The sequence below is a fragment of the Saccharothrix violaceirubra genome (assembly GCF_014203755.1).
Taxonomy (GTDB): Bacteria; Actinomycetota; Actinomycetes; order Mycobacteriales; family Pseudonocardiaceae; genus Actinosynnema; species Actinosynnema violaceirubrum.
The window spans coordinates 6,647,008-6,673,266 of sequence record NZ_JACHJS010000001.1; the positions used below are offsets into that span (position 1 = coordinate 6,647,008).

Genomic DNA, 26,259 nt, shown 5'->3' on the forward strand with positions numbered 1-26,259 from the left:
CGTATTTCAGGGTGTCCGAGCGGAGGACTCGCGCGTTCACACCGGCCCCGAGCAGCCCGGCTACTTCAGCTTGAGCAACCGCAAAGCCTCTCCCAGGTCGTGCGCCACCAACGCCCGCGTATCGGCCGGCAGCTTCCCCGCATCAGGCGGCACCAGCGCCCGCGTGTACCCCAACCGGGCGGCTTCGGCCAACCGCCGCCCCACCCCCGTGACCCGACGCAACTCCCCGGACAGACTGACCTCCCCCACCACCACCAGGTCGTGCGGCAGGGACTGATCGGCAGCAGCCGACGCGATCGCCAACGCCAACGCCAGATCCACCGCCGGTTCCGTCAAACGCATACCGCCCACCGTCGCGGTGAAGACGTCCTTGTTCCCCATCGGCACCCGACCGCGCTTCTCCAACACCGCCATGACCATCGCGACCCGCGACGCGTCCAAACCGCTGACCGCACGACGCGGCGACGGCAGGCTGGTCGGCGTCACCAGCGCCTGGACCTCCCCGAGCAACGGCCGCTTGCCCTCCACCACGACCGTCACCGCGGAACCGCTCACGTCCTGCTCCCGCCGGTTGAGGAACAGCCCCGACGGGTCGGGCACACCGACGATCCCGTCGTCGCGCAGCTCGAAGCAGCCCACTTCGTCCGCCGCGCCGTACCGGTTCTTGATGCCGCGCAACAACCTCAGGCTCGAATGCCGGTCGCCCTCGAACTGGAGCACGACGTCGACCAGGTGCTCCAGCACGCGCGGCCCGGCGACCGAGCCGTCCTTGGTCACGTGTCCCACGAGGACGATCGGCAGGTTGCGCTCCTTGGCCACGGCGATCAGCCCGGACGTCACGGCCCGCACCTGGCTCACCCCGCCCGGCACGCCGTCGACCGACAGGGACGACATGGTCTGCACCGAGTCGACGATCAGCATGCTCGGCTTCACCAGGTCGACCTGACCGAGCAGGGCCGCGATGTCGCTCTCGGCCGCCAGGTAGATCTCGTCGTGCAGGTTGCCGGTCCGGTCCGCCCGCAACCGCACCTGCCCGGCCGACTCCTCACCGGTGACGTACAGGCAGCGGCCGACGTTCAACGCCCACTGGTGGGCGACCTCCAGCAGGAGGGTGGACTTGCCGACGCCGGGTTCACCGGCCAGCAGGACGACCGCGCCGGGCACAAGGCCGCCGCCGAGCACCCGGTCCAGCTCACCGACGCCGGTCGGGTTCGCCCGCGAGGACTCGACGTCGACCTGCGCGATGGGCCGGGCGTCGGTGCCGGGGATGCCCGCGATCAGCCGCTGCGGCGCCAGTACACCGCGTTCCTCGACCGTTCCCCACGCCTGGCACTCGGGGCAGCGCCCCACCCACTTGGCGACCTCGAACCCGCACTCGGCACATCGGTAGACCGCAGCCCTGCCCGCCTTCTTCACGCGGCGAGGCTAGCGCCGGCCACCGACACCCACGATGCCCGAACGCACTTTTCACGGTGTCTCAACGCACAACTCGCGGTGTCCGAACGTATAACTCGCGCGAAAAGCGTGGAGCGGGGATCAGTGCTCGGACTTGCCCTCGACGCGCGCCTCGGGCGTGGCGCCGATCGGCACCTGGAGGACGACCTGGCCGCCCTTCTCGAACAGGAACGCCACCGCGACCGTCTCACCCGGACGCACGTCCTTGCGCAGACCCTTGAGCACGATCTTCACCGTGCCGGGCTCGGCCTTGGCCGCCGTGGTCGTCGTGGGACGCGCCGACGAAGCCGACGAGGACGGCTTGCCCGACGACGCGGTGGTCGGCGCGGCCGACCCGGTGGTGGTCGAGTGGGCCGACGATTCCGAGGTGGCGTGCGCCGAAGTGGTGGCGTGCGCCGAAGAAGAGGACGTCGCGTGACCCGAAGCCCCGTCGGCCTCGCTCTTGATCGCGGTACCCGGCTCGAGCTGGACGTCGCCCTCCAGCACGCCCTCGCCCGCCTCGGCACTGGTCACCGACACCAGCTTGTCGAGGTCCACGCCGTTGTTGACGATGGTGACCACGACGGTCGCGTCGGAGCCGGACGCGTAGTGGCCCTCGGCGACCGGGAAAGCGAGCTGCGCGTCGCGGACCGCCACGGTGCCCGCATCGCCGGACGCGCCGTCGACGGCGGCGACCTGGCGGTCGGTCTGCGTGATCTGGCCGGCGCCGCACGCTGCTGCGGTCAGACCGAAACCGGCGACGACGGCGGCCACGAGGGCCAGTCGACGCGTCGGGGACTTCTGCTGTGCGCGACCCACGGCTGCTCGGAATCCTTCCGGGTGTGCTGACCGGTCGGACCCGTCCGCGCCTGACGGCGTGCGGACGACCACGACCACTGGTCAGGGAGCCTAACGGGGCGCCCGGGATCCGGCGGCATGTGGTGCCCCACAGACGATCTCGCCGTCCACAGTGGATCAAGATCCACCCCGGGCGGAGCATGCGAACGGGTGGTTTGTCAACCCCCCGCACGGGCCTTGACCAGCGCGAACCGATCTCCGGACGCCGAAGAGGGGATTGCTCGGCGTGTTAGACTGGGGTTAGCGAAAGGGGCAGAGGACACATGGTTTTCAAGGTCGGAGAGACCGTCGTCTACCCGCACCACGGTGCCGCTCTCATCGAAGCGATCGAGACCCGTGTGATCAAGGGCGAGGAGAAGAAGTACCTCGTCCTGAAGGTCGCCCAGGGTGACCTCACGGTTCGCGTTCCCGCCGACAACGCCGAGATCGTCGGTGTGCGGGACGTCGTCGGTCAAGAGGGTCTCGACCGGGTCTTCGAGGTCTTGCGCGCTCCGCACACCGAGGAGCCGACCAACTGGTCCCGGCGGTACAAGGCCAACCTGGAGAAGCTCGCCTCGGGCGATGTGAACAAGGTGGCGGAAGTGGTGCGCGACCTCTGGCGGCGCGAGAAGGACCGCGGGCTGTCCGCCGGTGAGAAGCGGATGCTGGCGAAGGCTCGACAGATACTGGTCAGTGAACTGGCGCTCGCCGAGGGCACCGACGAGGACAAGGCCGAGGTCCTCCTCGACGAAGTCCTCGCCACCGCCTCCTGAGCGACAAAATTTCCCCGAATAAGAAGATCCCACTCGGACCATCGCGAGAACATGGGTGTAGTCGCGCTTGTGCCCGCGGCCGGCCGTGGTGAGCGGCTCGGCTATGGCATGCCCAAGGCGCTGGTCCCGGTGGGCGGCGTTCCGCTGCTCGTGCGTGCGGTGCGCGGCCTGTTCGAGTCGGGCCGCGTCGGGCACGTCGTGATCGCGGCACCGCCCGCCGACGTGGACGCAGTGCACACCGTGACCGCCCCGTTGGCTCCCGCCTTCGGGGCGGTGCGCGTGTTGGCGGGCGGTGCGGAGCGGTCCGACTCGGTGCGGATCGCGTTGGCCCACGCCCTGCGTGAGATTCCCGACACCACGGTCGTGCTGGTGCACGACGCCGCGCGCGCGTTCACGCCGCCGCACGTGGTGAAGGCCGTCGTCGACGCGGTCGAGGCCGGCCACGAGGCGGTCGTGCCGGTGCTGCCGGTGGCGGACACCGTCAAGGAGGTCGACGACGCGGGCGTCGTCACGTCCACCCCGGACCGTGCGCGACTGCGCGTCGTCCAGACACCACAGGGTTTCGCGGCCGGCACGCTGCGTCGCGCGCACGAGTCCGGTCTGCACGCGACGGACGACGCGGGCCTGGTCGAGCGGCTCGGCGTGCGGGTCGTGACCGTGCCCGGGCACCAGGACGCCATGAAGATCACCACGCCGTTCGACCTCGCGGTCGCCGAGGCGTTGTTCGTGGGAGAAGCACGGTGAGGGTCGGTATCGGCACGGACGTCCACCCGATCGAATCCGGCCGCGAGTGCCGGCTGGCGGGCCTGCTGTGGGAGGGCGTGGACGGGTGCGCCGGGCACTCGGACGGCGACGTGGCCGCGCACGCCTTGTGCGACGCGCTGCTGTCGGCGGCCGGTCTCGGCGATCTGGGCGCGGTCTTCGGCACGGGCGACCCGCGCTGGGCGGGCCGGCCCGGCGTGGACTTCCTGGCCGAGGTGCGGCGGTTGTTGGCCGGACGGGGTTTCCGGGTCGGCAACGCGGTGGTGCAGGTGATCTGCAACGCGCCGAAGATCGGCAAGCGCCGCGCGGAGGCCGAGGAGGTCCTGTCGGCGGCGGTCGGTGGTCCGGTCTCGGTGAGCGGGACGACGACGGACGGCCTCGGGCTGACCGGGCGCGGCGAGGGGATCGCGGCCGTGGCGACGGCGTTGCTCGTGCCGCTCGACGAGGCCCGTGTCCCACAGGGTTGAACGGCGGGGAATTCCCGGTCCCCCGGCCTAGCCTGAGGATCATGGCAGTCACCTTGAGCGAGACCACCCGCGCCCTCGTCGACGCTCCCAACTACGCCACGATCGTCACGCTGGGCCGCGACGGCCACCCGCAGACGTCGGTCATGTGGATCACCCGGGACGGCGACGACCTGCTGTTCTCGACCGTCGGCAGCCGGCAGAAGGCGGTCAACCTGCGGCGCGACCCGCGCGCGAGCGTCAACGTGTGGGACTCGGCCAACCCGGAGTCGTACGTCGAGATCCGCGGCACCGTGTCCGTCACGCCGGACGAGGGCCGCACGCTGCTGAACGCGTTGGCGCTCAAGTACACGGGCAAGGCGTACCCGACCGAGGCGCCGGAGGTCGAGCGGGTCGTCCTGCGGCTCACGCCGCAGCGGGTGGCCGGCAACGCCAAGTAGTCGCGGTGCCGGAGAGGTCGACTAATTGGTCCAGACCACGTAGCGTGCGGTCGTGACGATCCGCGCCGTCCTCTTCGACTTCTCCGGCACGCTCTTCCGCCTGGAGCACGACTCCCTCGCCGCGCACGCCGACCTGATGCGCGCGCTCACCGCACCCGTCGGCGTCGCCGAGGGCCTCGACTTCACGGTCGAGGAGTGGGAACGCCGGGACCTCGACTCCCAGGCCCACCGCGACCTGCACGTGGCCGTCCTGGAGAAGTCCGGCGCGACCGACTCCGAGGACTTCTACGACCGGTTGACCGGCCCCGACTTCTGGCAGCCCTACCCCGACACCGCGCAGGCGCTGGGCACCGCGCTGCCCACGGCCGTGGTGAGCAACATCGGCTGGGACATCCGCAAGGTCTTCGACCGGCACGGCGTGACCGACCGCGTCGACGAGTTCGTGCTCTCCTACGAGGAGGGTGTGATCAAGCCCGACGCCAGGATCTTCCGGATCGCGTGCGAACGCCTCGGCGTGCGGCCCGAGGAGACGCTGATGGTCGGCGACAGCGAGGAAGCCGACGGCGGCGCCCGCGCGATCGGCTGCGCGGTCGAGATCGTCGACCCGCTGGCGACCGCGCAGCGGCCGGACGCACTGCTCGCCGTACTCCGTAAGCACATATAAGCAGCCGATTCAACCCCGGGTAGCCAACGCCCGTACCATTCCCCTGTGAGCCTCCACCTCCACGACACCGCGACCCGGTCGCTGCGGGAGTTCGTCCCGCACGTCAGCGGAACGGCGTCGATCTACGTGTGTGGGGCCACCGTGCAGGGCGTTCCCCACATCGGCCACGTGCGCAGCGGGCTCAACTTCGACGTGCTGCGCCGCTGGTTGATGCGCACCTACGACGACGTCCGCCTGGTGCGCAACGTCACCGACATCGACGACAAGATCCTCGCCAAGGCCGCCGACGCCGGCCGGCCGTGGTGGGAGTGGGCCTCGACGCACGAGCGCGCGTTCGCCGACGCGTACACCGCGCTCGGCTGCCTGCCGCCGTCGTACGAGCCGCGCGCCACCGGCCACGTCACGCAGATGGTCGAGCTGATGCGGCGGCTGATCGACCTCGGCCACGCTTACGCGGCCGACGGCGACGTGTATTTCTCGGTGTCGTCGTTCCCCGCGTACGGCGCGCTGTCCGGGCAACGGGTCGACGAGGTGCACCAGGGCGAGTCGGCCGCGACCGGCAAGCGGGATCCGCGCGACTTCACGCTGTGGAAGGCCGCCAAGCCCGGCGAGCCCGCGTGGCCGACGCCGTGGGGTCCGGGTCGGCCGGGCTGGCACCTGGAGTGCTCGGCGATGGCGACCGAGTACCTCGGCGGGACGTTCGACATCCACGGCGGCGGCATCGACCTGATCTTCCCGCACCACGAGAACGAGCAGGCCCAGTCCCGCGCGGCCGGCGACGGCTTCGCGAACTACTGGATGCACAACGCCTGGGTCACCATGAGCGGCGAGAAGATGTCCAAGTCGCTGGGCAACGTGGTGTCGATCCCGGAGATGCTGACCAGGGTGCGCGCGCCCGAGCTGCGCTACTACCTGATCGGCCCGCACTACCGGTCGACGATCGAGTACTCCGAGGCGGCACTGGAGGACTCGGTCTCGGCGTACCGGCGGATCGAGTCGTTCCTGCGCCGCGTGGTCGAACGGACCGGCGCGGTCGGCGAGGGCGACCTGGCGGAGGCGTTCGTCGCCGCGCTGGACGACGACCTGGGCACGCCGGGCGCGTTGGCCGCGATCCACCGGAGGGTCCGCGAGGGCAACTCCGCGCTGGAATCGGGCGACGACCTCGGTGCGCGGACGGCCGCCGAGTCGGTGCGCGCCATGGCGGGCGTGCTCGGGCTCGACCCGCTGTGCTGGACCGACGGGACCGCGTCGGACGGCGGCGGGCGCAAGGCGTTGGCCGTCCTGGTCGAGCAACTGCTCGACCAGCGCCGTCAGGCCCGGCAGGAGAAGGACTTCGCGCGGGCTGACGCCCTGCGCGACCGGCTCCTGGCCGCGGGCATCGCCGTCGAGGACACCCCCGACGGTCCGCTGTGGACGTTGAAGGACGACTGAGCACGTGGCAGGAAACTCACGACGTCGGGGTGCGATGCGCAACCCCGGCTCGAAGAAGGGCGCGGTCGTCGGTTCCGGCGGCCAGAAGTCCAAGGGACTCCAGGGCAAGGGTCCGACTCCCAAGGCGTCGGACCGGCCCAACCACCCGGCGTACCGGCGCGCGCAGGCCGGTGCGAAGGCCGAGCAGGCCCGGACGCAACGGCGTAAGGCGGCCGAGAACGGTCCGGAGACCGTGGCCGGGCGCAACCCGGTCGTCGAATGCCTGCGTGCGGAGATCCCGGCGACGGCCCTGTACGTGGCGTTGGGCATCGACGCGGACGACCGGGTCGCCGAGGCCGTGCAGCTCGCGGCCGGGCGGGGCATCTCCGTGCTGGAGGTGCAGCGCGGCGAGCTGGACCGGATCACGGGTGGCGCGATGCACCAGGGCCTCGGGCTCCAGGTGCCGCCGTACGAGTACGCGGAGCCGCGCGACCTGCTGCGGATCGCCCAGCAGTCGGGGGCGCACCCGCTGCTGGTGGCGTTGGACGGCGTGACCGACCCGCGCAACCTCGGTGCCGTGGTGCGGTCGGCCGCGGCGTTCGGCGCGCACGGCGTCGTGCTGCCCCAGCGGCGGTCGGCGAGCGTGACCGCGGTGGCGTGGCGGACCAGTGCGGGCACGGCGGCACGGGTGCCGATCGCGATCGCCACCAACCTGACCCGGCAGCTGCGCGAGTGGGCCGAAGCCGGCCTGATGATCGTCGGTCTGGACGCGGACGGGTCCGTCGACATCGACGGTCTCGACCTGGCCACCGGGCCGCTGGTGGTCGTCGTGGGGTCCGAGGGCCGCGGGCTCTCGCGGCTGGTGCGGGAGACGTGCGACCAGACCGTGTCGATCCCGATGGCGTCGGGTGTCGAGTCGCTCAACGCGTCGGTCGCGGCGGGCGTGGTGCTGGCCGAGGTGGCGCGGCGCCGCCGGCTGGACGCGCGGGGCTGATCTTCACCGATTCCGGGCGGGTGCGAGAATCCGAGCAGGACTCGCACCGCCCGGAACCGGGGAACGCGGGCAACCGCCGGACACCCCGGTCTCCCAGCAGCTAAGGTCAGCCGCGATGTCGTTCGCCTCGCCCCTGTTCCTGTGGTTCTTCCTACCGGTCGTGCTGGCGGTCCTGCTGATCGTCCGGCCGTCGTGGCGCAACGGGGTCGTGGCGGTCGCCAGCCTCTTCTTCTACGCGACCGGTGCCGGCGGCACGACGTTCCTGCTGATCGCGTGCATGGTGGCGAACTACCTGGCCGGTGCGCGGCTGGAGCCGGGCGGGACGCGGACCGACCACGAGCGGCGGAACCTGCTCGTCGCGGTGATCGTCTTCGACCTGGCCGTGCTGGTCGTGTGGAAGTACCTCGGGTTCGCGACCGAGCAGCTGCACGCCATCGCGTCGGTCATCGGCGCCGATCTGCCCGTCGTGCACCTGGCGCTGCCGATCGGCATCTCGTTCTACACGTTCCACCACATCTCGTACGTGGTCGACGTGTACCGGGGCGAGCGGACCGCGCTCAAGGACCCGGTCTCGTTCGTCGCCTACATCGCGATGTTCCCGCAGTTGATCGCCGGGCCGATCGTGCGGTTCCGCGAGATCTCCGACCAGCTCCCGCAGGAGCGGACGCACCGGCTCGACGACATCGCGGCCGGGTTCCCCCGGTTCGCACTCGGGCTGTGCAAGAAGGTGATCGTCGCCGACTCGATCGCGCCGCTGGTCGACGCGTGCTTCGCCACCCCGGCGGACCGGATGACGTTCGCCGTGGCGTGGCTCGGCGCGATCGGCTACACGCTCCAGCTCTACTTCGACTTCTCCGGCTACTCGGACATGGCGATCGGGCTCGGGCGGATGCTGGGTTTCCGGTTGCCGGAGAACTTCGCGCGACCGTACTCGGCGGTGACGATCACCGAGTTCTGGCGGCGTTGGCACATGTCGCTGTCACGCTGGTTCCGCGACTACGTCTACATCCCGTTGGGCGGCAACCGGGGCGGCACGGCGTTGACGTACCGCAATCTCGCGATCGTTTTCGTGCTCACCGGATTCTGGCACGGCGCGAACTGGACCTTCCTCGCATGGGGTTTGTTCCACGGTGCACTGCTTGTTCTCGAACGCCGTTTCGGATGGCATTCCGCACCCGATTCCCGAAGTCGCGCGATCGTGCGCAGGATTGCGACCGTGGTACTTGTCGCATTCGGCTGGGTGTTCTTCCGCTCAGCCGACCTCGGCACCGCGTGGACGATCATCGGCACCATGCTGGTCCCCGATTTCGCCGGTCTGCCGGAGGCGGTGGCGTCGGCCGCGACGAATCAGCGGATCGCGCTCCTGCTGATCGCCGCGATCGTGTTGTTCCTGCCGGACCACCCGGTCACCGGCCCGTTCATCGAGTCGTCGCGCGGCCGGATCGCCACGACCGCACGGGTGTCGCTGATGACGGTCGGTGTCGTGTACTCGGCGATCCTGATCGCGAGCGGCACGTTCAGCCCGTTCCTCTACTACCAGTTCTGAAGATCGCTCACGCGAATTGCCGGCCGCCGCCGCGCTCGGCGACTCGCCGGAACCCGCTGCACCGGTCGGACCAGCCCGGAGGTGACCATTGGCGGGGCGTCTGACGTAGGGTAGGCGAGGATTGCGCACGTCGGGTCACCTACGGTCAACTGTGAAGAATGGACGGCAAACTTTTCCCCACTATAACTACTTTCGGTGACCAATGTGATCCGTTCAGGTACACACTGTGGTAGGACAGAGAGTGAACAACCGGCAGCTTCTACCGTGCTAACCGGAACAATTGTTGCTTCGGGTGGGGGTAACGTGGCTCACTCATCGGAACCCTTCCGCCAGGGGGAATCGTGACCTCCGGCGGAACCCTGCGCGCACTCGTCGGCAACCGCGAGTTCCGGGGACTGTGGATCGGCTCGACGGTGTCGACCGCCGGCGACCAGCTCGCGGCCGTCGCCCTGTCGCTGCTGGTGTTCGAACGCACCCAGTCGGCCGCGTGGACGGCGCTGACGTGGGCGCTGACCCTGTTCCCGCCGCTGGTCTCCGGGCCGCTGCTCGGCTGGGTCGCCGACCGCTACCCACGACGCACGGTCATGGTGTGCTGCGCGTGGCTGCAAGCCGTGCTCGTCGGCCTGATGGCGATACCCGGCGTGCCGTTGTGGATCATGATAGTCCTGCTCGTCACCGTATTGATGATCTCGTCGCCGTTCCTGGCCGCGCAGGAGGCGAGCCTGCCGTCCGTGCTGCCGGAGAAGCGGTACGACGACGGCGTCGCCCTGTTCGGCACCTCGGTGGACGTCGCCCAGATGGCGGGTCTGGCGGCGGCGGGCTTCATCGTCACGCAATCGAGCCCGCAACTGGCCCTCGCGCTCGACGCGGCCACGTTCGTGCTGGTCGCGGTGCTCGTCCAGCTCTCGGTGCGGTTCCGACCGGCCGCCGACCCGCACGGCGGGACCCATCGGAATCCCGAAGCTCCGCGAGGAGCTTTCGCCCTGCTCGTCACGGAACCGCGTCTGCGCTCTCTTATGGGTATGCGACTTCTCGCGGGACTGGCCATGGTGCCCGAGGGGCTCGCCGTGCCGCTGGCCGCGAGTCTGGACGCGGTGTGGGCCGTCGGCCTGATCCTGGCGATCGAACCGGCGGCGAACGTGCTCGGCGTCGCCGTGCTGTTCCGGTTCGTGCGGGACCCGGCGAAGCGGGAGCGGCTCATCGGCCCGCTGGCGATCCTGTCGCTGGCGCCGCTGGTGATGTTCGCGCTCGACCCGAACCTGACGTGGACGATCGCGTTGCTCGTGATCGCCGGCATGGCCGGGGCGTACCACACGCCCGCGCGCTCGGCGTGGATGCGACTGCTGCCCGACGCCTACCGGGGCCGGGCGTACGGCATCGGCCGCGCCGCGTTGCGCTCGTCACAGGGCGGCGGCATGGCGGTGGCCGGCGTCGTGGCGCACGCCGTGGGCTCGGTCACCGCGACGATCGCGGGCGCGGGGGGAATCGGGCTGCTGCTCGCCACCCAGGCGACTGTCTCCTGGCGGCGCGCACGCGCGCGCAACGACCCCGAAGCGGTGGCCATTTGAAACGGAGTCATCACATATCGCGATTGTCAAACATGAAGGACTCCTCGGCTGCGGGCCGCCAACCGACGGCCACGTACGGTGAACGTTCGGACCGATGTGGAGGGAAGGGGAGGTCACATGTCGCGGTTGCGCATGGCGAACGCCTCCTTCGCGCGGTCGGGGGGTACCGGTAGGGAGCCGCGACCGGTGTCGCGACCGAACGCGTCGCGCCGCCTGCCGGGGGGTATGAGGTCGTGGTGAAGAACAGTCTGACTGACCAGAAGGCATCTGGGGCAGTCGGCCGTCTCCGGTTCCGCGACTGGGACGTCTGGTCGCTGCGGCCTGCTGCGCTCGCCTACTTCCTGATCGTCGAAGCGGTGGTGGGCACCGCCGCCGTTTGGCTGCTGACCACGCTCGGCAGCGTCGACCGGGCCGATTGGATGCGGTTCGGCGCGGTGATGTTCGCGCTCACGGTCCACCTGACGATCGTGCGGCGTGCCGAAGAGGCGCGGCGCGACGAGTCGTCCGGGCCGCACATCGACCTCACGTCGGTGTGGACGTTCGCGGCGGCGATCGCCCTGCCCGGCGCCCTGGTCGTGCTGGTCACGGTGTGGATGCGCATCCTGGTCCAACCCATCGCCCGGCGGCAGCCGCACCGGTTCGTGTTCTCCTCCGCCAGCATCCTGGGCGGCACGATGCTCGCGTGGGCCGTGGTCCACCTGTCGGGATTGTCGTTGCTCGCCACCGGCGACGTGGTGACGGACCTGGGCCTGGTGCTCGTGCTGATCGTCGCGGCGGTCCTGAACTGGTCCGTACAGGGCATGAACATCGCGGCGGCGTTGAAGATCGTCACCCCGCACACCCGGATGGTCGAGTTCCTCGGCTCGCGGGCGGACAACATGCTGGAGCTGAGCACGCTCGGCGCCGGTGCCATGCTCGGCATGCTGATGACCACGCACTGGGTGGGTCCGCTGCTGCTGGTGTTCCCGGTGATCCTGGTCAACTCGCTGCTCAACAAGGCGTCCGAGCGGCGGGCCCACCTGGAGCGGCTGGTCCGCGAGCAGGAACGCCTCCAGGCGCGGCTCACCGAGGACGCGCACACGGACTTCCGCACGGGTCTGCTCAACACCGCCGGGCTGGTCGAGTACGCGGGCCGGCTGACCGACCGGTGCGCCCGCGACGGCCAGCCGGTGACCGTGCTGGCGGTCGACCTCGACCACTTCAAGCGGATCAACGACACGTGGGGCCACCCGGCGGGCAACGCCGTGCTGGCCGAGGTGGGGCGCATCCTGCGGGGGAAGCTCCGGCCGGGCGACGTGGCGGGCCGCGACGGCGGCGAGGAGTTCGTCGTGGTCCTGGCCAACACGGGCCTGAGCGAGGGCGTGCTGATCGCCGAGCGCATCCGCGGCGCGATCGGCGGGATGACGGTCGTGACGACGGACAAGCACCGAAACAACGTGGCCCTGCGCGGCCGGGACCTGCCGTACGCGGAGGGGCCGGAGCTGCGCGCCATCTCGGCGTCGATCGGCGTGGCCGTGCTGCCGGAGAACGGCGACTCGCTGGCGTCGGGCCAGCACAGCGCCGACACGGCCCTCTACGCGGCCAAGGAGAACGGCCGCAACCAGGTGCGCGTGGCCGGTCTGGACATCCGGCCCCGACGTCTTCCCGTGCCGCGCGTGGACGAACCGGAGATCACCCGGTCCGCCTGAGCGCCGAGTCGCCGCGACCACGCGAGTGGTCTACCCGCCGACGGGCACGGCCAAACACGAATTCTCAGACCCGGCGCACGGCCGGCCGCGACACCAGGCGGCAGACCAGGTAGATCAGGAACGACACGGCCGTCACGAACGCGCTGACCGGCACGCCGGGGGCCAGCGACAGCAGCATCCCGCCCAGCACCGAGACCTCGGCGAACACCACGGCCAGCGCGCTCGCCCGCAACGGCGACGCCGTGACCCGGGCGGCAGCGGCGGCGGGCGTGATCATCAGCGAGAGCACGAGCAGCGCGCCGACGATCTGCACGCTCAACGCCGTGGCGATGCCCACCAGGACCGCGAACACGACCGACAGCGTGCGCACGGGCACCCCGCGCGCGGTCGCCACCGCCACGTCGACGGACGCGAAGTGCAGCGGCCGGTAGATGAAGGCCAGCACGAGCAGGACGGCGACCGACGACCCGATGAGCAGCCACAGGTCGGTGGACCCGACGCTGACCACCTGACCGGTCAGCAGGCCGAACTTGTTGGCCGCACGGCCCTTGTAGAGGGCCAGGAACAGCACGCCGAGCCCGAGGCCGAAGGCCAGGATCGCGCCGATGACCGAGTCGCGGTCGGAGTCGCGCCGGGACAGCAGGCCCAGCAGCAGGGCCGCGATCACCGAACCGGCCAACGCCCCGTAGCCGACACCGACGCCGACGAGCAGCGCCGCGGCACCACCGGTGAAGGCGAGTTCGCTCGTGCCGTGCACCGCGAACGCCATGCGCCGGGTGACCACGAGCGGTCCCAACAACCCGGCCACGACGCCGAGCACGGCGCCGGCGACGAGCATCTGCTGGACGAACCCGTACCCGAGCAGTTCGCCGGTCAACTGGAGGTCGAACACCTCAGTCCCCCTCCGCGTGGTGCGGCTCGTCCTCGCACACGTGCTGCGCGCCGACCACGTGGATCTGGTCGCGCACCCGGACCACCTCCACGTTCGTCCGGTACAGCCGCGACAGCGTCGCCGAGGTCATGACCTCGGCGGGAGTGCCCACCTCGAACCGACCGTCGACCAGGTAGAGCACCCGGTCGACCAGCGGCAGGATCGGGTTGATCTCGTGGGTCACGAACAGCACCGCGGTGCCGGCCGCGCGCCGGCGGGCGTCGATCAGGTCGCTCACGACCCGCTGGTGGGCGAGGTCGAGCGACAGCAGCGGCTCGTCGCACAGCAGCACGGCCGGGTCGCCGACCAGCGCCTGGGCGACCCGCAGCCGTTGCTGCTCGCCGCCGGACAGCACGCCGACCGGCGCGTCCGCGTAGGCGGCGGCGCCCACGGCCGCGAGCGCCGCGTCCACCTTGATCCGGCGTTCGGCGCGGCGGCGGAACCCCAGGCCCCAGGCATGCCCGTCGAGGCCGAACCCGACCAGGTCGCGCCCGCGCAGGCCGAGCGAGGAGATCGCCCGCTGCTGCGGGATGTAGCCGATCCGGCGCGGCCCGCCGGCGACCTCGACCGTGCCCGTGCTCAACGGCTGGAGGCCGAGCAGCACGCGCATGAGGCTGGTCTTGCCCGACCCGTTGGGTCCGAGCACGGCGACGAACTCCCCCGGTGCCACGTCGAGGTCGAGGCCGTCCCACAGCACCCGGTCCCCGTAGGCGAGTCGGGCACCGCGCAACGCGACCGCGCTCGTCACCGACCGCTCCGCGATCCCGGCCGTCATCCGCGCAGCGCCGCGGCGAGCGCGTCGACCTGCTTCGTCATCCAGTCAAGGTAACCCGCCGCCGCGACCGGGAGCGTCTCGGTGACCTCCACGACCGGGACGCCCACCTCGGCCGCCTTGCCGACGAGCTGGGTGATGGCCGCGTTGCCGGTCTGCGTGTTGTGCACGACCGCCGCGACCTCCTTCTTCCCGACCAGGTCGAGCACCTGGGCGAGGGCCGCGGCCGGGATGTCGCTCTCGTTCTCGACCGCCTCGACGAACTCGGCGGGGGTCGCGCTCTCGGTGCCCGCGAGGTCGAGCAGGTAGTGCGAGACCGGCTCGGTCTCCAGCACGCGCTTGCCCCGGCCGATGCCCTCGACCTTGGTCTTCAGCTCCTCGATGCGCCGGGTGAAGTCCGCGGCGTTGGACTCGAAGGACGCCTTGTTCCCGGGCTTGATCGCGGACAGGTCCGCGGCGACCTGGTCGGCGACCTTGCGCACGGTCTCCAGGTCGTACCAGACGTGCTCGTTGACCTCGTGGTCGTGACCGGCTTCGGCGGGGGGCTCGTCGTGCCCGGACGCCTTGCCGGACAACGGGAAGGTCTCGATCTTGCGCGCCGACTCGGACCCGGGGCCGATCAGGGTGGCGAAGAAGTCGTCGTACCCGCCGCCGTTGAAGATCACCAGGTCGGCGTCGCGGACGGCCGCGACGTCGGCGGGCCTGGCCTCGTAGGAGTGCGGGTCGCCGGACGGGTCGGAGATGATCGACGTGACGTCGACGGCGTCGCCGCCGACCGCCGCGACGACCGAACCCCACACGTTCGTCGACGAGACGGCCTTGATCCGGCCGCCCTCGGCCGGACCGGTGGCGGCCGTGCCACAGGCGGTCAGGGTCAGCGCGGTCAGGGCTGTCACCACCCCCAGCAGGGCGTTACGCACGGTCATCGGGCACTCCTCGCGGCGGTAGGGCAAACGTGCAATGGAAACCGTTGTCGAGTTCAGTTTAGAACCCGCCGCCACCGTCTTGTCCACCGACCGGGTGTAAGAAGGGCCGCCCTCCCGGAGGAAGGCGGCCCTGGAAGGCAGCGGACTCAGTCGCTGAGCCGCGCGCCCGACTCCGGGTGGAACAGGTGCGTCTCGCGGGGGTCGCGCACGGCGACCCGGACCTGCTGGCCCAGCGCCGGCGGGGTGCGGCCGTCGACGCGGACCACGAACCGCTCGGTGCCCTGGCCGACCCGCACCGCACCGTGGACGAGCGCGTCGGCGCCGAGTTCCTCGACCAGCTCGACGGTCATGTCGAAGCCGTGCTGCGAGCCGCCGACCAGCGCCAACGTCTCGGGCCGGACGCCGAAGGTGATCTCCTTCAGGCCTTCGCGACCGGCCTGGTCGAGCACGCGGCGGTCGATCGGCACGACGAGGTTGTCCAGCAGCGCGCCCTCGGCGGACAGCGGCACGGTCTTGAGGTTCATGGCCGGCGAGCCGATGAAGCCCGCGACGAACGCGTTGCCCGGCCGGTCGTACAGGTTGCGCGGCGTGTCGCACTGCTGGAGCACGCCGTCCTTGAGCACGGCGACCCGGTGGCCCATGGTCATGGCCTCGATCTGGTCGTGCGTGACGTAGATCATGGTCGTGCCCAGGCGCTGCTGGAGGCCCGCGATGTTGGCCCGGGTCTCGACGCGCAGCTTCGCGTCCAGGTTGGACAGCGGCTCGTCCATCAGGAACACGGAGGGTTCGCGGACGATCGCGCGGCCCATGGCGACGCGCTGCCGCTGGCCGCCGGACAGGGCCTTGGGCTTGCGGTCGAGGTACTTGGTCAGGTCGAGCAGGCGGGCGGCCTCGGCCACCTTCTCCTTGATCTCGGCCTTGTTCACGCCGCGCAGCTTGAGCGCGAAGCCCATGTTCTCGGCCACGGTCATGTGCGGGTAAAGCGCGTAGGACTGGAACACCATGGCGATGTCGCGGCCCTTGGGCGGCACGTGGGTGACGTCCCGACCGCCGATGCGGATGGCGCCCTCGTCGACGTCCTCCAGGCCCGCGAGCATCCGCAGGGCGGTGGACTTGCCCGAGCCGGACGGACCCACGAGGACGAGGAACTCGCCGTCGGGAACCTCCAGCGACAGCGCGTCGACCGCGCGGACCGGCGGGTTGCCGGAGTAGATCCGCGACGCCTTGTCGTAGGACACCTCAGCCATGCGACACACCTCTCGACCACCAGTGCTTTGTCGCAACACTAGGGATCGCAAGCGCTTACGGGAACGACACAATTGGTCCAGTCCACCGAATTTTTCGTTGGATTGTTGAACAACTCACCCCTTCACCGCCCCGGACGACAACCCGGTGACCAGGTACCGCTGCACCGGGTAGAACAGCGCCACGGCGGGCAACGCCACCAGGACCGACGCCGCCGCCAGGTGCCCCCACTCGGTCCGGTTCTGCTGCACGAACACCTGCAACCCCACGGCCAGCGTCTTCGACTCGTCCGACGCCGACAGCAGCGCCGACGCGAACGCCACCTCGCCCCACGCGGTCAGGAACGCGTAGAACCCGGTCACCGCCAGCCCCGGCCGCGACAGCGGCACGATCAGCCGCCAGAACACGCCGAACGGCGACAGCCCGTCCACCCGCCCGGCCTCGTCGATCTCCGCGGGCACGGTGTCGAAGTAGCCCTTGAGCATGTACGTGCAGAACGGCACCGCGGTCGTGCAGTAGACCAGCACCAGCCCGAAGGACGAGCCCTGCAACCCCAGCGCCAGCAGCACGTTGTACAGCGGCACGATCAGCACCGCGAACGGGAACATCTGCACCAGCAGGAACGACCGCAGCAGCACCCGCCGCCCGGCGAACCGGAACCGCGACGCCGCGTACGCCGCCGTGGCCGACAGGAACACCGCGAGCACCGTCGTGGCCAGCGCGATCGACACCGAGTTGGCGGTCCAGGCCAGGAAGTCGCCCTTCTCCCCGGACAGCACCCGCACATAGTTGTCCACAGTGGACTCGTCGAGCAGGCGGGACGACACGGCCCGCGCGTCCGGCTTGAACGACGTCACCAGCACCCAGAACACCGGGAACACCGCCACCGCCGACGCGCACACCAACGCCGCGTGCAGCCCCACCGACGCCAACGGCGACCGCTTCACGCCGCCTCCTCCCGCAACGCCCGCCGGTAGGCCGCCGCGAACACCAGCAGCACCGACAGGATCAGCACGCCGTAGGTCGACGCCACCGCGTAGTCCCGCGACGCCGCCGAGAAGAACCGCTCGAACGCGTAGGTCACCAGCAGCCGCGTGTTCGGGTTGGCCCCGGTGATCAGGTACACGACGGCGAACATGTTGAACGTCCAGATCACGCCGAGCAGCACCACGGTCCCCGACACCGCGCGCAGGCCCGGCAGCGTCACGTGCCGGAACCGCTGCCACGGCGACGCGCCGTCCACCTCGGCCGCCTCGTACAGCGTCGTCGGGATCGACTGGAGCCCGCCCAGCAGCGCGACCATCATGAACGGCGTCCCCAGCCACACGTTCACGACCATGACCGCGACCAGCGCCCAGTCCGACTGCCCCAGCCACACCGGGTCGGGCAGGCCGAGCGCCCGCAGCACCTGGTTCACGATCCCGTACCGGGCGTTGAGCAGGTGGCGCCACGCGAACGCGGACACGAACGCCGGCACCGCCCACGGCAGGATCAGCAGCGCCCGGTACACGGCCCGCCCGCGCACCTGGCGGTTGAGCAGCAGGGCCAAGCCGAGGCCCAGGGCGTAGTGGCAGAGGACGCACCCGAACGTCCACACCATCGTGCGGCCCAGCGTCCCCCAGAACGCCCCGTAGCCCGGATCTCCGGACAGGATGCCCGCGTAGTTGCGCAGGCCCACCCACTCGTAGGTCGCGGGCCGGCCGAGCACCGGGTTGGCGATGGTGCCCTCGTCGACGTCGGTGAACGTGAAGAGGACGCCTTGCCCCAACGGGAACAGCACCAGCACGGCCACGACCAGCACGACCGGCAACACCATCGCGTACGCGTACCAGTGCCGGGACAGGAAGGCGCGCACGCCGGTCAGCCGATCGAGTAGGACGGCACGACCTGGTCCCGATACGCCCCGGCCACCTCGTCGAGCGCGGCCTTGGCGCCCTTGCGCCCGGCGAGGAAGTCCGCGTACGCGGTCTTCAACGGGTCGAAGAGCTGCCCGCCCTCGGGTATCCACGGCCGCGGGTGCGCGGCGTCGACCACCGGGCGGAACGCCGCCACGACCGGGTTGGACTTCACGTCGGGGTGCTCGTAGGCGGACTTGCGGGTGGGCAGCAGGCCGAGTTCGCGGGAGACGCGGACCTGGTTGTCCAGGCTGCTCATGCAGGTCACGAACCGACGCGCGGTGTCGACCGACTTCCCACCCTGCCGGACCACGTAGTCGTGCCCGCCGACCGGTGCCGAGCCGCGCCCCTCGCGTTCGCCTGGCACGGGTGCGATGCCGAGGTTCGCGGCATCGGCGAACGCGGGGCCGCGCAGGTAGTCGGCGACCGACCACGGCCCGTTGACGACCATGGCGACCTCGCCGGCGGAGAACGCGGCCTGCATGCCGGCGTAGGAGTTGCCGGGGTCGAGCGCGGTGGTGGCGGCCCGCCCGTCGAGCAGGCCCTTGGCGCTCTCCAGGGCGCGGACGTTCTCCGGCGAGTTCACGACGATCTTCTTCCTGGGCGCGTCCACGAGGTCGCCGCCCGCGCCGTAGATGAACGGGAGCGCGTAGTAGGCGTCGTTGTTGAGGAAGAACGCCTTGGTGCCGCCCAGTTTTCCGGCGACGGCCTTCAGCTCGTCCCACGTGCGCGGCGGCGTGACGCCCGCGTCGGCGAGCAGCTTGCGGTTGTAGAACAGCGCCAGCGAGTCGGTCACCTGGGGCACGCCGTAGGTCCGGCCGCCGTAGCGGGTCGAGCCGACCGGGGTGTCGAGGAAGTCGGCCGTGTCGGTGCCGCCGAGTTCGACCAGGTAGCCCAGTTCGGCGAGCTGGGCCACCCACGCCACCTCGGCGCGCAGCACGTCCGGTCCGCGCCCGCCCTGCGCGGCGGTCTTGAAGTTGTTCGACGCCGCGTCGAACGCGACCGTCTCGACCTTCACCCGGTAGCCGCCGGCGGTGGCGCACTCCTGCGCGATCCGGGCGAACACCGGGCTCTCGTGGGGACCGCTGGTGTCCCAGTAGACGATCTCCCCGGGATCGTCGGCCGGACCACCGCACCCGCCGAGTGCCAGAAGCACCATGAGCAGACCGATCGAACGTCGCATCGCCTTCGCCTTCCCGACCTGTCCGCCCGGCGGGCGGGTTCGCAAGAACTTGCGGGAACCGCCTGGCGAACCTAAACCTCAGAACGCGGTCGGGTCAAGGTCGCGGCACCGATCAGGCCCGTAACGGAGCAGTGCGTTCGAGCGAAACGGCGAGGAGGTGCCGCAACTTTTGCCGTTCGACGAGGGGGCGTGATGCCTGGTCTGTCCGAGATCGCCCGCGCGGCGGGCGTGAGCATCTCGACGGTCAGCCGGGTGCTGAACCGGCGCGCGGGCGTGAACGAGGAGACCCGGCAGCGGGTGCTCGCCGTGCTGTCCGAGATGCCTTACACGCCAAGGGGTATCGGCGCGCTGCAACGCACGGGCGTGATCGGCCTGCTGGTGCCGGAGCTGTCGAACCCGGTGTTCCCCGCGTTCGCCGAGGCGTTGGAAGTGCGCGCGGCCCGGCTGGGCTACTCGTCGCTGCTGTGCAACACGCGTCCGACGGGCAGTGCCGCGATGGGCGAGGAGGAGTACGTCCGGATGCTGCTCGCCCGCGGCGTCGAGGGCATGGTGTTCGTGTCGCCGGAGATCACCAACACCGAGGTGCCGCTGGGCCAGGCGCCGCGGCCGAGCTATTACGCCAAGCTGCTCGCGGACGGCGTGCACATGGTGTTCGTCAACGGCGCCACGCCGGCGTTGGACGTGCCGGACGTGACCGTGGACGAGCAGCACGCGGGCTACGCGGCGACCCGGCACCTGATCGACGCGGGACACCGGCGGATCGGGTTCGTGTCGGGTCCGGCGCGGTCGTTGCCGTCACGGCTCAAGCGCGCGGGCTGGTCGGCGGCGTTGGAGGAGGCCGGGCTCCCCGCCGATTCGGCGTTCGTGGCGCACGCGGCGTACGACCCGGAGGGCGGCGCGGTGGCAGTGGGGACGCTGCTGGACACGATCGCGCCCACGGCGGTGATCTGCTCGTCGGACTACATGGCGATCGGCGTGCTGCGCGAGGTGCACCGGCGCGGGCTGTCGGTGCCCGACGACCTTTCGGTGGTGGGGTTCGACGACATCCGGCTGGCCGCTTACTGCTCGCCGCCGCTCACGACGTTGGCCCAACCGATCGAGGAGATGGCGGCGGCGGCCGTCGACGAGTTGGTGCAGCGGCTGGACCCCGACCGTCGCCGTCGGCAGTCGGGCAATTACACCCGGGTGTTCCGACCGCGCCTCGTGGTCAGGCAATCGTCCGGACCACCACGCTGAGCCAAATTGGTCTGGACCAAAGGTCCAGACCTATACGGGTGCTGATCTGCGGATACGATGTTTCCGAGGGACGGAAATCACCTCTACTTCAGTAATTGGTTCTGAACCGTTACGGTCACTTCATGGCGCGGTCGATGCATGTGCGACGCCCGGCGACGCTTGCCTCGCTGGCAGCGGAGCTTGGTGTTTCCCGGACAACGGTGTCCAACGCCTATAACCGTCCAGACCAGCTCTCACCGGAGCTGCGACGCCGGGTGTTGGAGACAGCCAGACGACTCGGGTACCCGGGGCCTGACCCCGTGGCCCGTTCCTTGCGTACCCGAAAAGCCGGAGCGGTGGGCCTGCTGCTCACCGAGAACCTGTCCTACGCGTTCCGCGATCCGGCGGCGATCGGGTTCCTGGAGGGCCTCGCACTCGCGTGCGAGGACGCCGGCCAGGGCCTGCTGCTGGTGCCCGCGAGTCCCGAGCGCGAGGACGTCGCGTCGGTGCACCGCGCGGGCGTGGACGGGTTCGTCGTGTACTCGGTTCCCGACGACGACCCGCACCTCGCGGCCGTCCTCGAACGCCCGGTGCCGACTGTCGTGTGCGACCAGCCCGACCTGGGCAACGTCGACCGCGTCGGCATCGACGACCAGGCGGCGATGACCGAACTGGCCCGGCACCTGATCTCGTTGGGGCACCGGCGGATCGGCGTCGTGTGCATGCGCCTGGCCCGCGATCGCAACGACGGCCTGGTGACCCTCGACCGGCAGCGCTCGGCGCACTTCCACGTGCAGCGCAACCGGATCTCGGGGCTGGAGCAGGCTTTCGCCGAGGTCGGCGTCGACTGGTCCACGGTGCCGGTCGCCGAGCGGTTCGACCACACCACGGCCTCCGGCGCGTCGGCCGCGGCCCAGGTCCTGGAGCGCGACCCGCAGATCACGGCGTTGATCTGCACGTCGGACATCCTGGCACTGGGCGCGCTCGGCGAGGCGCAACGGCGTGGTCTGCGCGTACCGCAGGACCTGACGATCACCGGGTTCGACGGCATCCGCGAGGCCGAGCAGGCGGGCCTGACCACGGTGCGCCAGCCGGTGCTGGAAAAGGGGCGCGCGGCGGGCAAGCTGCTGCTGGACTCGGGCGAGCGGTCCCGGCCGCGCTCGGTCGTGCTGCCGACCGAACTGGTCGTCGGCGAGACGTCCGCCGCACCGCGAGGGGCCGCCGAGGAGCGCTGGTTCGGTCCGTGAGGCGCTGAACCCGACGCACGACGACCCGGTGGCCCCCGCCGCGCCACCGGGTCCAATCCCACCGGGTCCAATCCCACCGGGTCCCTACTCCAACCGGAAGACCACCGGGTCGCTCGACTTGCCCGACACCCGCGCCGTCAGCAGGTAGTCGCCCGGACCGAGCCTCGTGTGCTTGCCGCACCCCGGCTCCGACGTGCTGCCGGCCCAGCGCGCGCCGAACTCGAAGCGCTCGCCCGGCGCCAGCACGCGGGACTCCCGGCCCTCGGTGGCCAGGCAGTCGTTGCTCGACCACAGCCGCACCTTGCCGTCGGCCGTCGAGACGACCAGTTCGCGGACCTCCCGCCCGATCTCGCGCAGGCACGGCAGCGGTCCGGTGTTGGACACCACGATCGCGAACTCCGGCTGCTCGCCCGACCGGTACGCGGGCTTGCCCACCTTCGCCGTGACACCGAGCTGGGCGTCCTCGCACACGGGCGGCGGGCCGGGCGGCAACGTCGGCGTCGGCGCGGGCGGCGGCGGGCTCGTGGCCGAGGACGACGAGGACGACGCCGCGACCGGGGTGTCGGCCGGCGAGGGCGGGTTGCTCTGCTGCGCGCCCTGCGGCACGACCGCCGGGCCCTCGCTGCCGACCATCGCGCCGACCAGCCAAGTCACGCCGACGAGCATCAGCGCGAACGCCGTGCCCGCCAGCATGCGACGCCGCCGGTAGACACCGGGCGGCAGAGGCGGTGGGTAGCCGGTCACCCGACAGACCGTAACCGGGCGATACGCCATCGTGGCTCAGCCTTCGGTAACCCAATGTGGTGAACGTGATCCCTGTCCGATTCACTTGCCGATGTCCGGCTTCCGGGTTCCAATCGCGGGTACCCGCACGCGCGCAACCGAGGGCTGGAGTCATGACTGCGATCGACGAGCTGCTGCGTCGCAACGCCGAACTGGGCAACGCCGTACCCGGCGACCGATCGTCGCCCAAGCCCTCCATGCGGGTGGCGATCCTCACCTGCATGGACTCCCGCATCCGGGTCTTCGAGATCTTCGGCCTGAAGCAGGGCGAGGCGCACGTGCTGCGCAACGCGGGCGGCGTCGTCACCGACGACATGATCCGCTCGCTGGCGCTGAGCCAGCGCAAGCTCGGCACCCGCGAGGTGCTGCTGGTGCACCACACCAACTGCGGCCTCGAACTCGTCACCGAGGACGACTTCAAGAACGAGCTGGAGCGGGACTCCGGCCTGCGGCCCCCGTGGTCGGTCGAGGCGTTCCGCGAGGTGAAGGACTCCGTGCGCGGCTCGGTCAACCGCGTGAAGCACAGCGCGTTCCTGCCGCACCGCGACCTCGTGCGCGGCTTCGTCTACGACGTGCACACCGGAGCGCTCACCGAAGTCGATTGAACCGGGGTCGACCGACCTGGGACACTGGCACCCGCCATGAGCCTGGATGCCGACGTCCTCATCGACTGGTTCACCGACACCGCGCGGGATCTGCCGTGGCGTCGGTCCGAGTGCACCGCATGGGGAGTGCTGGTCAGCGAGATCATGCTCCAGCAGACGCCCGTCGCCCGGGTCGAACCCGTGTGGCGGTCATGGCTCGAACGCTGGCCGCTGCCGTCGTCGATGGCCGCCGCGTCGCAGGGCGAAGTGCTGCGGGCGTGGGGCAAGCTCGGCTACCCGCGCCGCGCCCTGCGCCTGCACGAGGCCGCGAAGGCGATCGCCGACAAGCACGACGACGTGGTGCCCGAAGACGTGGACACGCTGCTGGCGTTGCCCGGCATCGGCGCGTACACGGCACGCGCGGTCGCGGCTTTCGCCTACGGGCAAAGCGTTCCCGTCGTGGACACCAACGTGCGCCGGGTCGTGGCGCGGGCCGTGCACGGCGCCGGCGACGCCGGTCCGCCGTCCACCACGAAAGACCTGCGCGACGTCGAGGCGCTGCTGCCCGACGAGAAGGCGGACGTGTACTCGGCCGCGTTGATGGAACTCGGCGCGCTGGTCTGCACGGCGCGCACGCCCAAGTGCGCGGACTGCCCGGTGATCGAGGACTGCGCGTGGCAGCGCGCCGGACGGCCCGCGTACGCCGGCCCGGCCAAGGCCGTGCAGAAGTTCGCGGGCACCGACCGGCAGGTGCGCGGCCTGCTGCTGGACGTGCTGCGCGGCACGGTCGAACCCGTGGCGAAGGCCCGGCTGGACGTCGTGTGGCACGACGCCGGCCAGCGGGACCGGTGCCTGGACTCGCTGCTCGTGGACGGGCTCGTCGAGCAGACGGCGGGCGGGCTGTTCGCCCTGCCCGGGGAGCACTGACGTGCACGCGCTCGTGGTGTTCTTCGACGAGGAGGCCGACGCCCGCGTGCGGGAGCTGTGGCGGCGGATCGGCGCGACGTTCCCGTACCCGCCGCACCTGACCTACGCCATCGCCGGGACCATCGGCCCCAAGGTCCGCGCCGAGCTGCGCGAGGACCTGTCCCGGCTGTGGTTGCCGGACCTGTGGCTGCACACGCTCGGCTCGTTCCCGAACACCCTGCACCTGGGCGCCGTGGTGGACACGGAACTGCTGGCCCTGCACTCGGCGGTCCACGACGTGCTGGCGGGTCGGGTGAAGCACCCCAGCGCCTACTACCTGCCGGGCAACTGGGTGCCGCACTGCACGCTGCTCGCCGAGGCGGACGAGGCCGCGGTGGCCGCCGCGTTCGCCGAGCTGCACCCCGTCGAACCGATCCGCGCCCGCGCCCGCGAAGTGTCCATTGTGGATACGCAGACGGCCACGATCGAGGTGCTCCGCCGGACGTAGCATCATGGCGGCATGGCAGTGAGTCGGAAGACCCGTCCGGCGCTGGCGGTCGTCGCCGTGCTGGCCCTGGTGACGGTGGGCGTGGTGGTGTGGCGGATCCCGTCGTCGGACGAGTCGCGCCCGGCCGCGGCGACCACCACCACGGCCGCACCGGCGACGGGACTGCCGGGCGCCGACGGCGCGGGCGACCCGTACTACCCGACCGACGGCAACGCCGGGTACGACGTCGAGCGCTACGACGTGACCGTCGAGTACGACCCGGAGACCAAGCGCCTCGACGGCCGGACCAGGGTCACCGCCACCGCGACGGCCGACCTGACCGGGTTCAACCTCGACCTCTACCGGCTGACGGTGTCCGAGGTGGAGGTCGCCGACACGGCGGCCCGGTTCCGCCAGGAGGGCGACCACGAACTGGTCGTGACACCCGCGGCACCGATCCCGACCGGCACGCGGTTCACCGTCGAGGTCGCCTACGGCGGCGAACCCGGGCTGTTCCCCGAGAAGGCGCTCGGCTCGAACGGCTGGCAGATCTCGGCGTCCGGCGGCGCGTTCGCGGCGGGCGAGCCGCACTCGGCGACGACGTGGTTCCCGGCCAACGACACGCCGCGCGACAAGGCGTCGTTCCACCTGGTGGCGACCGTGCCCGAGGGGTGGTCGGTGGTGTCGAACGGCCGGCTCGGCGAGACCACGACCGCGGCCGGCAGGACCACGGTCCGGTGGGACGCCGAGACGCCCATGGCCACCTACCTCACCACGATCGCGATCGACCGGTGGCGGATCGAGAAGTCGACCGCGAACGGCGTCGAGATCGTGCACGCGTACGCGCCGGGCGCCGAGAAGCGGACCGAACTGGGCGAACGGCTGCCCGAGGTGCTGGAGTTCCTGGCCGGGAAGTTCGGGCCGTACCCGTTCGACGCGGCGGGCGGGATCTTCCTGTCCGACCGGATCGGGTTCTCGCTGGAGACCCAGACCCGGCCGATCTACGCGGCGTGGGCCGACCTGGACACGGTCGTGCACGAGAACGCGCACCAGTGGTTCGGCGACTCGGTGACCGTGGACACCTGGGCGGACATCTGCCTGAACGAGTGCTTCGCCAGCTACGCGTCGTGGCTGTGGGACGAGGCGAAGAACGGCGCCGACCTCGACGCCGCGTACCGCGCGGACGTCGAGAAGCGCAGCGACAAGTCCTGGAAGCACAAGCTCTACGACATGGGCGCGGGCAACGAGTTCAAGGCCGTGTACGACAAGGGGCCGTTGGCCCTGCACGCCCTGCGCAGGTACGTGGGCGACGACGCGTTCGACCGCATCCTCAAGGGGTGGGTCGCCAAGCACACCGGCGGCAACGCGTCGTGGCCGGAGTTCGAGAAGTACGCCGCCGAGACCGCCGGACGTGACCTGGACGGGTTCTTCGCGGCCTGGTTCCGGGGTGACGGGGTTCCCGCGGACGAGTACCTGTGGCCCGGTCCGCTGCGTCGTTAGGCTGG

General features: G+C 70.9%; 26 protein-coding genes. 16 read left to right on the forward strand and 10 right to left on the reverse strand.

Annotated features, from left to right (window positions below; translation table 11 throughout):
- Positions 1 to 60: 60 nt before the first annotated feature.
- Positions 61 to 1,416 carry a DNA repair protein RadA gene (gene radA, locus F4559_RS30695; RefSeq protein ID WP_184674583.1) on the reverse strand — a complete coding sequence of 452 codons (1,356 nt, stop codon included), beginning with the start codon at positions 1,414 to 1,416 and terminating at the stop codon, positions 61 to 63.
- A gap of 120 nt (positions 1,417 to 1,536) precedes the next feature.
- On the reverse strand, positions 1,537 to 2,253 hold the full coding sequence (locus F4559_RS30700; protein WP_184674584.1) for a copper chaperone PCu(A)C domain-containing protein: 717 nt from the start codon (positions 2,251 to 2,253) through the stop codon (positions 1,537 to 1,539).
- A 302-nt stretch (positions 2,254 to 2,555) separates the two neighbouring features.
- Here F4559_RS30700 and F4559_RS30705 point away from each other — a divergent pair, with 302 nt between their 5' ends.
- From F4559_RS30705 to F4559_RS30750, 10 genes are all read left to right on the forward strand, one after another.
- Entirely contained in the window at positions 2,556 to 3,044 is a 489-nt protein-coding gene (locus F4559_RS30705) for a CarD family transcriptional regulator (RefSeq protein ID WP_065915127.1), read from the forward strand.
- A 51-nt stretch (positions 3,045 to 3,095) separates the two neighbouring features.
- Positions 3,096 to 3,788 carry a 2-C-methyl-D-erythritol 4-phosphate cytidylyltransferase gene (gene ispD, locus F4559_RS30710; protein ID WP_184674585.1) on the forward strand — a complete coding sequence of 231 codons (693 nt, stop codon included), beginning with the start codon at positions 3,096 to 3,098 and terminating at the stop codon, positions 3,786 to 3,788.
- Positions 3,785 to 4,273, forward strand: a complete 489-nt coding sequence (ispF, locus tag F4559_RS30715; RefSeq protein WP_184674586.1) for a 2-C-methyl-D-erythritol 2,4-cyclodiphosphate synthase — start codon at positions 3,785 to 3,787, stop codon at positions 4,271 to 4,273. The genes ispD and ispF overlap by 4 nt, the downstream gene beginning before the upstream one ends.
- Before the next feature lie 41 nt (positions 4,274 to 4,314).
- On the forward strand, positions 4,315 to 4,710 hold the full coding sequence (locus F4559_RS30720; RefSeq protein ID WP_184674587.1) for a PPOX class F420-dependent oxidoreductase: 396 nt from the start codon (positions 4,315 to 4,317) through the stop codon (positions 4,708 to 4,710).
- 52 nt (positions 4,711 to 4,762) lie between these two features.
- Entirely contained in the window at positions 4,763 to 5,374 is a 612-nt protein-coding gene (locus F4559_RS30725; RefSeq protein WP_184674588.1) for an HAD family hydrolase, read from the forward strand.
- Between the two features lie 45 nt (positions 5,375 to 5,419).
- Positions 5,420 to 6,805 (forward strand): cysteine--tRNA ligase, encoded by a 1,386-nt coding sequence (cysS, locus tag F4559_RS30730; RefSeq protein ID WP_184674589.1) that lies wholly within the window; start codon positions 5,420 to 5,422, stop codon positions 6,803 to 6,805.
- A 4-nt stretch (positions 6,806 to 6,809) separates the two neighbouring features.
- On the forward strand, positions 6,810 to 7,778 hold the full coding sequence (gene rlmB, locus F4559_RS30735; protein WP_184674590.1) for a 23S rRNA (guanosine(2251)-2'-O)-methyltransferase RlmB: 969 nt from the start codon (positions 6,810 to 6,812) through the stop codon (positions 7,776 to 7,778).
- Positions 7,779 to 7,893: 115 nt separating this feature from the next.
- On the forward strand, positions 7,894 to 9,324 hold the full coding sequence (locus tag F4559_RS30740) for an MBOAT family O-acyltransferase (RefSeq protein WP_184674591.1): 1,431 nt from the start codon (positions 7,894 to 7,896) through the stop codon (positions 9,322 to 9,324).
- Positions 9,325 to 9,665: 341 nt separating this feature from the next.
- A complete protein-coding gene (locus F4559_RS30745; protein ID WP_184674592.1) occupies positions 9,666 to 10,892 on the forward strand; it encodes an MFS transporter in 1,227 nt (408 codons plus the stop codon).
- 236 nt (positions 10,893 to 11,128) lie between these two features.
- Positions 11,129 to 12,580 (forward strand): GGDEF domain-containing protein, encoded by a 1,452-nt coding sequence (locus F4559_RS30750; RefSeq protein ID WP_184674593.1) that lies wholly within the window; start codon positions 11,129 to 11,131, stop codon positions 12,578 to 12,580.
- 64 nt (positions 12,581 to 12,644) lie between these two features.
- Here the strand turns inward: F4559_RS30750 and F4559_RS30755 are convergent, their stop codons facing one another.
- From F4559_RS30755 to F4559_RS30785, 7 genes are all read right to left on the reverse strand, one after another.
- Positions 12,645 to 13,472, reverse strand: a complete 828-nt coding sequence (locus F4559_RS30755; protein WP_184674594.1) for a metal ABC transporter permease — start codon at positions 13,470 to 13,472, stop codon at positions 12,645 to 12,647.
- Between the two features lies 1 nt (position 13,473).
- Entirely contained in the window at positions 13,474 to 14,286 is an 813-nt protein-coding gene (locus F4559_RS30760; protein ID WP_184674595.1) for a metal ABC transporter ATP-binding protein, read from the reverse strand.
- Complete coding sequence (locus tag F4559_RS30765; RefSeq protein ID WP_184674596.1) at positions 14,283 to 15,209, reverse strand: metal ABC transporter solute-binding protein, Zn/Mn family; 927 nt, start codon at positions 15,207 to 15,209, stop codon at positions 14,283 to 14,285. The genes F4559_RS30760 and F4559_RS30765 overlap by 4 nt, the downstream gene beginning before the upstream one ends.
- Positions 15,210 to 15,355: 146 nt before the next feature.
- Positions 15,356 to 16,456, reverse strand: a complete 1,101-nt coding sequence (locus tag F4559_RS30770) for an ABC transporter ATP-binding protein (protein ID WP_184674597.1) — start codon at positions 16,454 to 16,456, stop codon at positions 15,356 to 15,358.
- A gap of 114 nt (positions 16,457 to 16,570) precedes the next feature.
- Entirely contained in the window at positions 16,571 to 17,401 is an 831-nt protein-coding gene (locus tag F4559_RS30775; RefSeq protein ID WP_184674598.1) for a sugar ABC transporter permease, read from the reverse strand.
- The gene (locus F4559_RS30780; protein ID WP_184676393.1) at positions 17,398 to 18,270 is read right to left on the reverse strand and encodes a carbohydrate ABC transporter permease; all 873 of its coding nucleotides are present in this window, start codon (positions 18,268 to 18,270) and stop codon (positions 17,398 to 17,400) included. Before F4559_RS30780 ends, F4559_RS30775 begins: the two co-directional genes overlap by 4 nt.
- Before the next feature lie 44 nt (positions 18,271 to 18,314).
- Positions 18,315 to 19,532, reverse strand: coding sequence for an extracellular solute-binding protein (locus F4559_RS30785; RefSeq protein ID WP_184674599.1), 1,218 nt, complete (start codon positions 19,530 to 19,532; stop codon positions 18,315 to 18,317).
- Positions 19,533 to 19,724: 192 nt separating this feature from the next.
- On the opposite strand from F4559_RS30785, the gene F4559_RS30790 reads away from it, so the two are divergent.
- Together F4559_RS30790 and F4559_RS30795 are read left to right on the forward strand one after the other, a co-directional pair.
- Positions 19,725 to 20,768, forward strand: a complete 1,044-nt coding sequence (locus F4559_RS30790; RefSeq protein ID WP_184674600.1) for a LacI family DNA-binding transcriptional regulator — start codon at positions 19,725 to 19,727, stop codon at positions 20,766 to 20,768.
- Positions 20,769 to 20,890: 122 nt separating this feature from the next.
- Positions 20,891 to 21,994, forward strand: a complete 1,104-nt coding sequence (locus tag F4559_RS30795) for a LacI family DNA-binding transcriptional regulator (protein WP_184674601.1) — start codon at positions 20,891 to 20,893, stop codon at positions 21,992 to 21,994.
- A gap of 84 nt (positions 21,995 to 22,078) precedes the next feature.
- Here F4559_RS30795 and F4559_RS30800 read toward each other — a convergent pair whose 3' ends face one another.
- Complete coding sequence (locus tag F4559_RS30800) at positions 22,079 to 22,738, reverse strand: hypothetical protein (protein WP_184674602.1); 660 nt, start codon at positions 22,736 to 22,738, stop codon at positions 22,079 to 22,081.
- 152 nt (positions 22,739 to 22,890) lie between these two features.
- On the opposite strand from F4559_RS30800, the gene F4559_RS30805 reads away from it, so the two are divergent.
- The 4 genes from F4559_RS30805 to F4559_RS30820 are packed head-to-tail and all read left to right on the forward strand — an operon-like array spanning position 22,891 to position 26,254.
- Positions 22,891 to 23,382 (forward strand): beta-class carbonic anhydrase, encoded by a 492-nt coding sequence (locus tag F4559_RS30805; protein WP_184674603.1) that lies wholly within the window; start codon positions 22,891 to 22,893, stop codon positions 23,380 to 23,382.
- 36 nt (positions 23,383 to 23,418) lie between these two features.
- Entirely contained in the window at positions 23,419 to 24,288 is an 870-nt protein-coding gene (locus F4559_RS30810) for an iron-sulfur binding domain-containing protein (protein WP_184674604.1), read from the forward strand.
- A gap of 1 nt (position 24,289) precedes the next feature.
- The gene (locus F4559_RS30815) at positions 24,290 to 24,775 is read left to right on the forward strand and encodes a 2'-5' RNA ligase family protein (RefSeq protein WP_184674605.1); all 486 of its coding nucleotides are present in this window, start codon (positions 24,290 to 24,292) and stop codon (positions 24,773 to 24,775) included.
- 12 nt (positions 24,776 to 24,787) lie between these two features.
- On the forward strand, positions 24,788 to 26,254 hold the full coding sequence (locus F4559_RS30820; protein ID WP_184674606.1) for a M1 family metallopeptidase: 1,467 nt from the start codon (positions 24,788 to 24,790) through the stop codon (positions 26,252 to 26,254).
- The last annotated feature ends 5 nt before the right edge of the window (positions 26,255 to 26,259 follow it).

Coding starts and splice junctions, on each gene's coding strand:
- F4559_RS30790 (WP_184674600.1), top strand. CDS start 19,725: ATGCCTGGTCTGTCCGAGATCGCCCGCGCGGCGGGCGTGAGCATCTCG.
- F4559_RS30820 (WP_184674606.1), top strand. CDS start 24,788: ATGGCAGTGAGTCGGAAGACCCGTCCGGCGCTGGCGGTCGTCGCCGTG.
- ispD (WP_184674585.1), top strand. CDS start 3,096: ATGGGTGTAGTCGCGCTTGTGCCCGCGGCCGGCCGTGGTGAGCGGCTC.
- F4559_RS30780 (WP_184676393.1), bottom strand. CDS start 18,270: ATGGTGTTGCCGGTCGTGCTGGTCGTGGCCGTGCTGGTGCTGTTCCCG.
- F4559_RS30785 (WP_184674599.1), bottom strand. CDS start 19,532: ATGCGACGTTCGATCGGTCTGCTCATGGTGCTTCTGGCACTCGGCGGG.
- F4559_RS30770 (WP_184674597.1), bottom strand. CDS start 16,456: ATGGCTGAGGTGTCCTACGACAAGGCGTCGCGGATCTACTCCGGCAAC.
- F4559_RS30740 (WP_184674591.1), top strand. CDS start 7,894: ATGTCGTTCGCCTCGCCCCTGTTCCTGTGGTTCTTCCTACCGGTCGTG.
- F4559_RS30705 (WP_065915127.1), top strand. CDS start 2,556: ATGGTTTTCAAGGTCGGAGAGACCGTCGTCTACCCGCACCACGGTGCC.
- F4559_RS30805 (WP_184674603.1), top strand. CDS start 22,891: ATGACTGCGATCGACGAGCTGCTGCGTCGCAACGCCGAACTGGGCAAC.
- F4559_RS30720 (WP_184674587.1), top strand. CDS start 4,315: ATGGCAGTCACCTTGAGCGAGACCACCCGCGCCCTCGTCGACGCTCCC.
- F4559_RS30810 (WP_184674604.1), top strand. CDS start 23,419: ATGAGCCTGGATGCCGACGTCCTCATCGACTGGTTCACCGACACCGCG.
- F4559_RS30765 (WP_184674596.1), bottom strand. CDS start 15,209: ATGACCGTGCGTAACGCCCTGCTGGGGGTGGTGACAGCCCTGACCGCG.
- F4559_RS30760 (WP_184674595.1), bottom strand. CDS start 14,286: ATGACGGCCGGGATCGCGGAGCGGTCGGTGACGAGCGCGGTCGCGTTG.
- F4559_RS30795 (WP_184674601.1), top strand. CDS start 20,891: ATGGCGCGGTCGATGCATGTGCGACGCCCGGCGACGCTTGCCTCGCTG.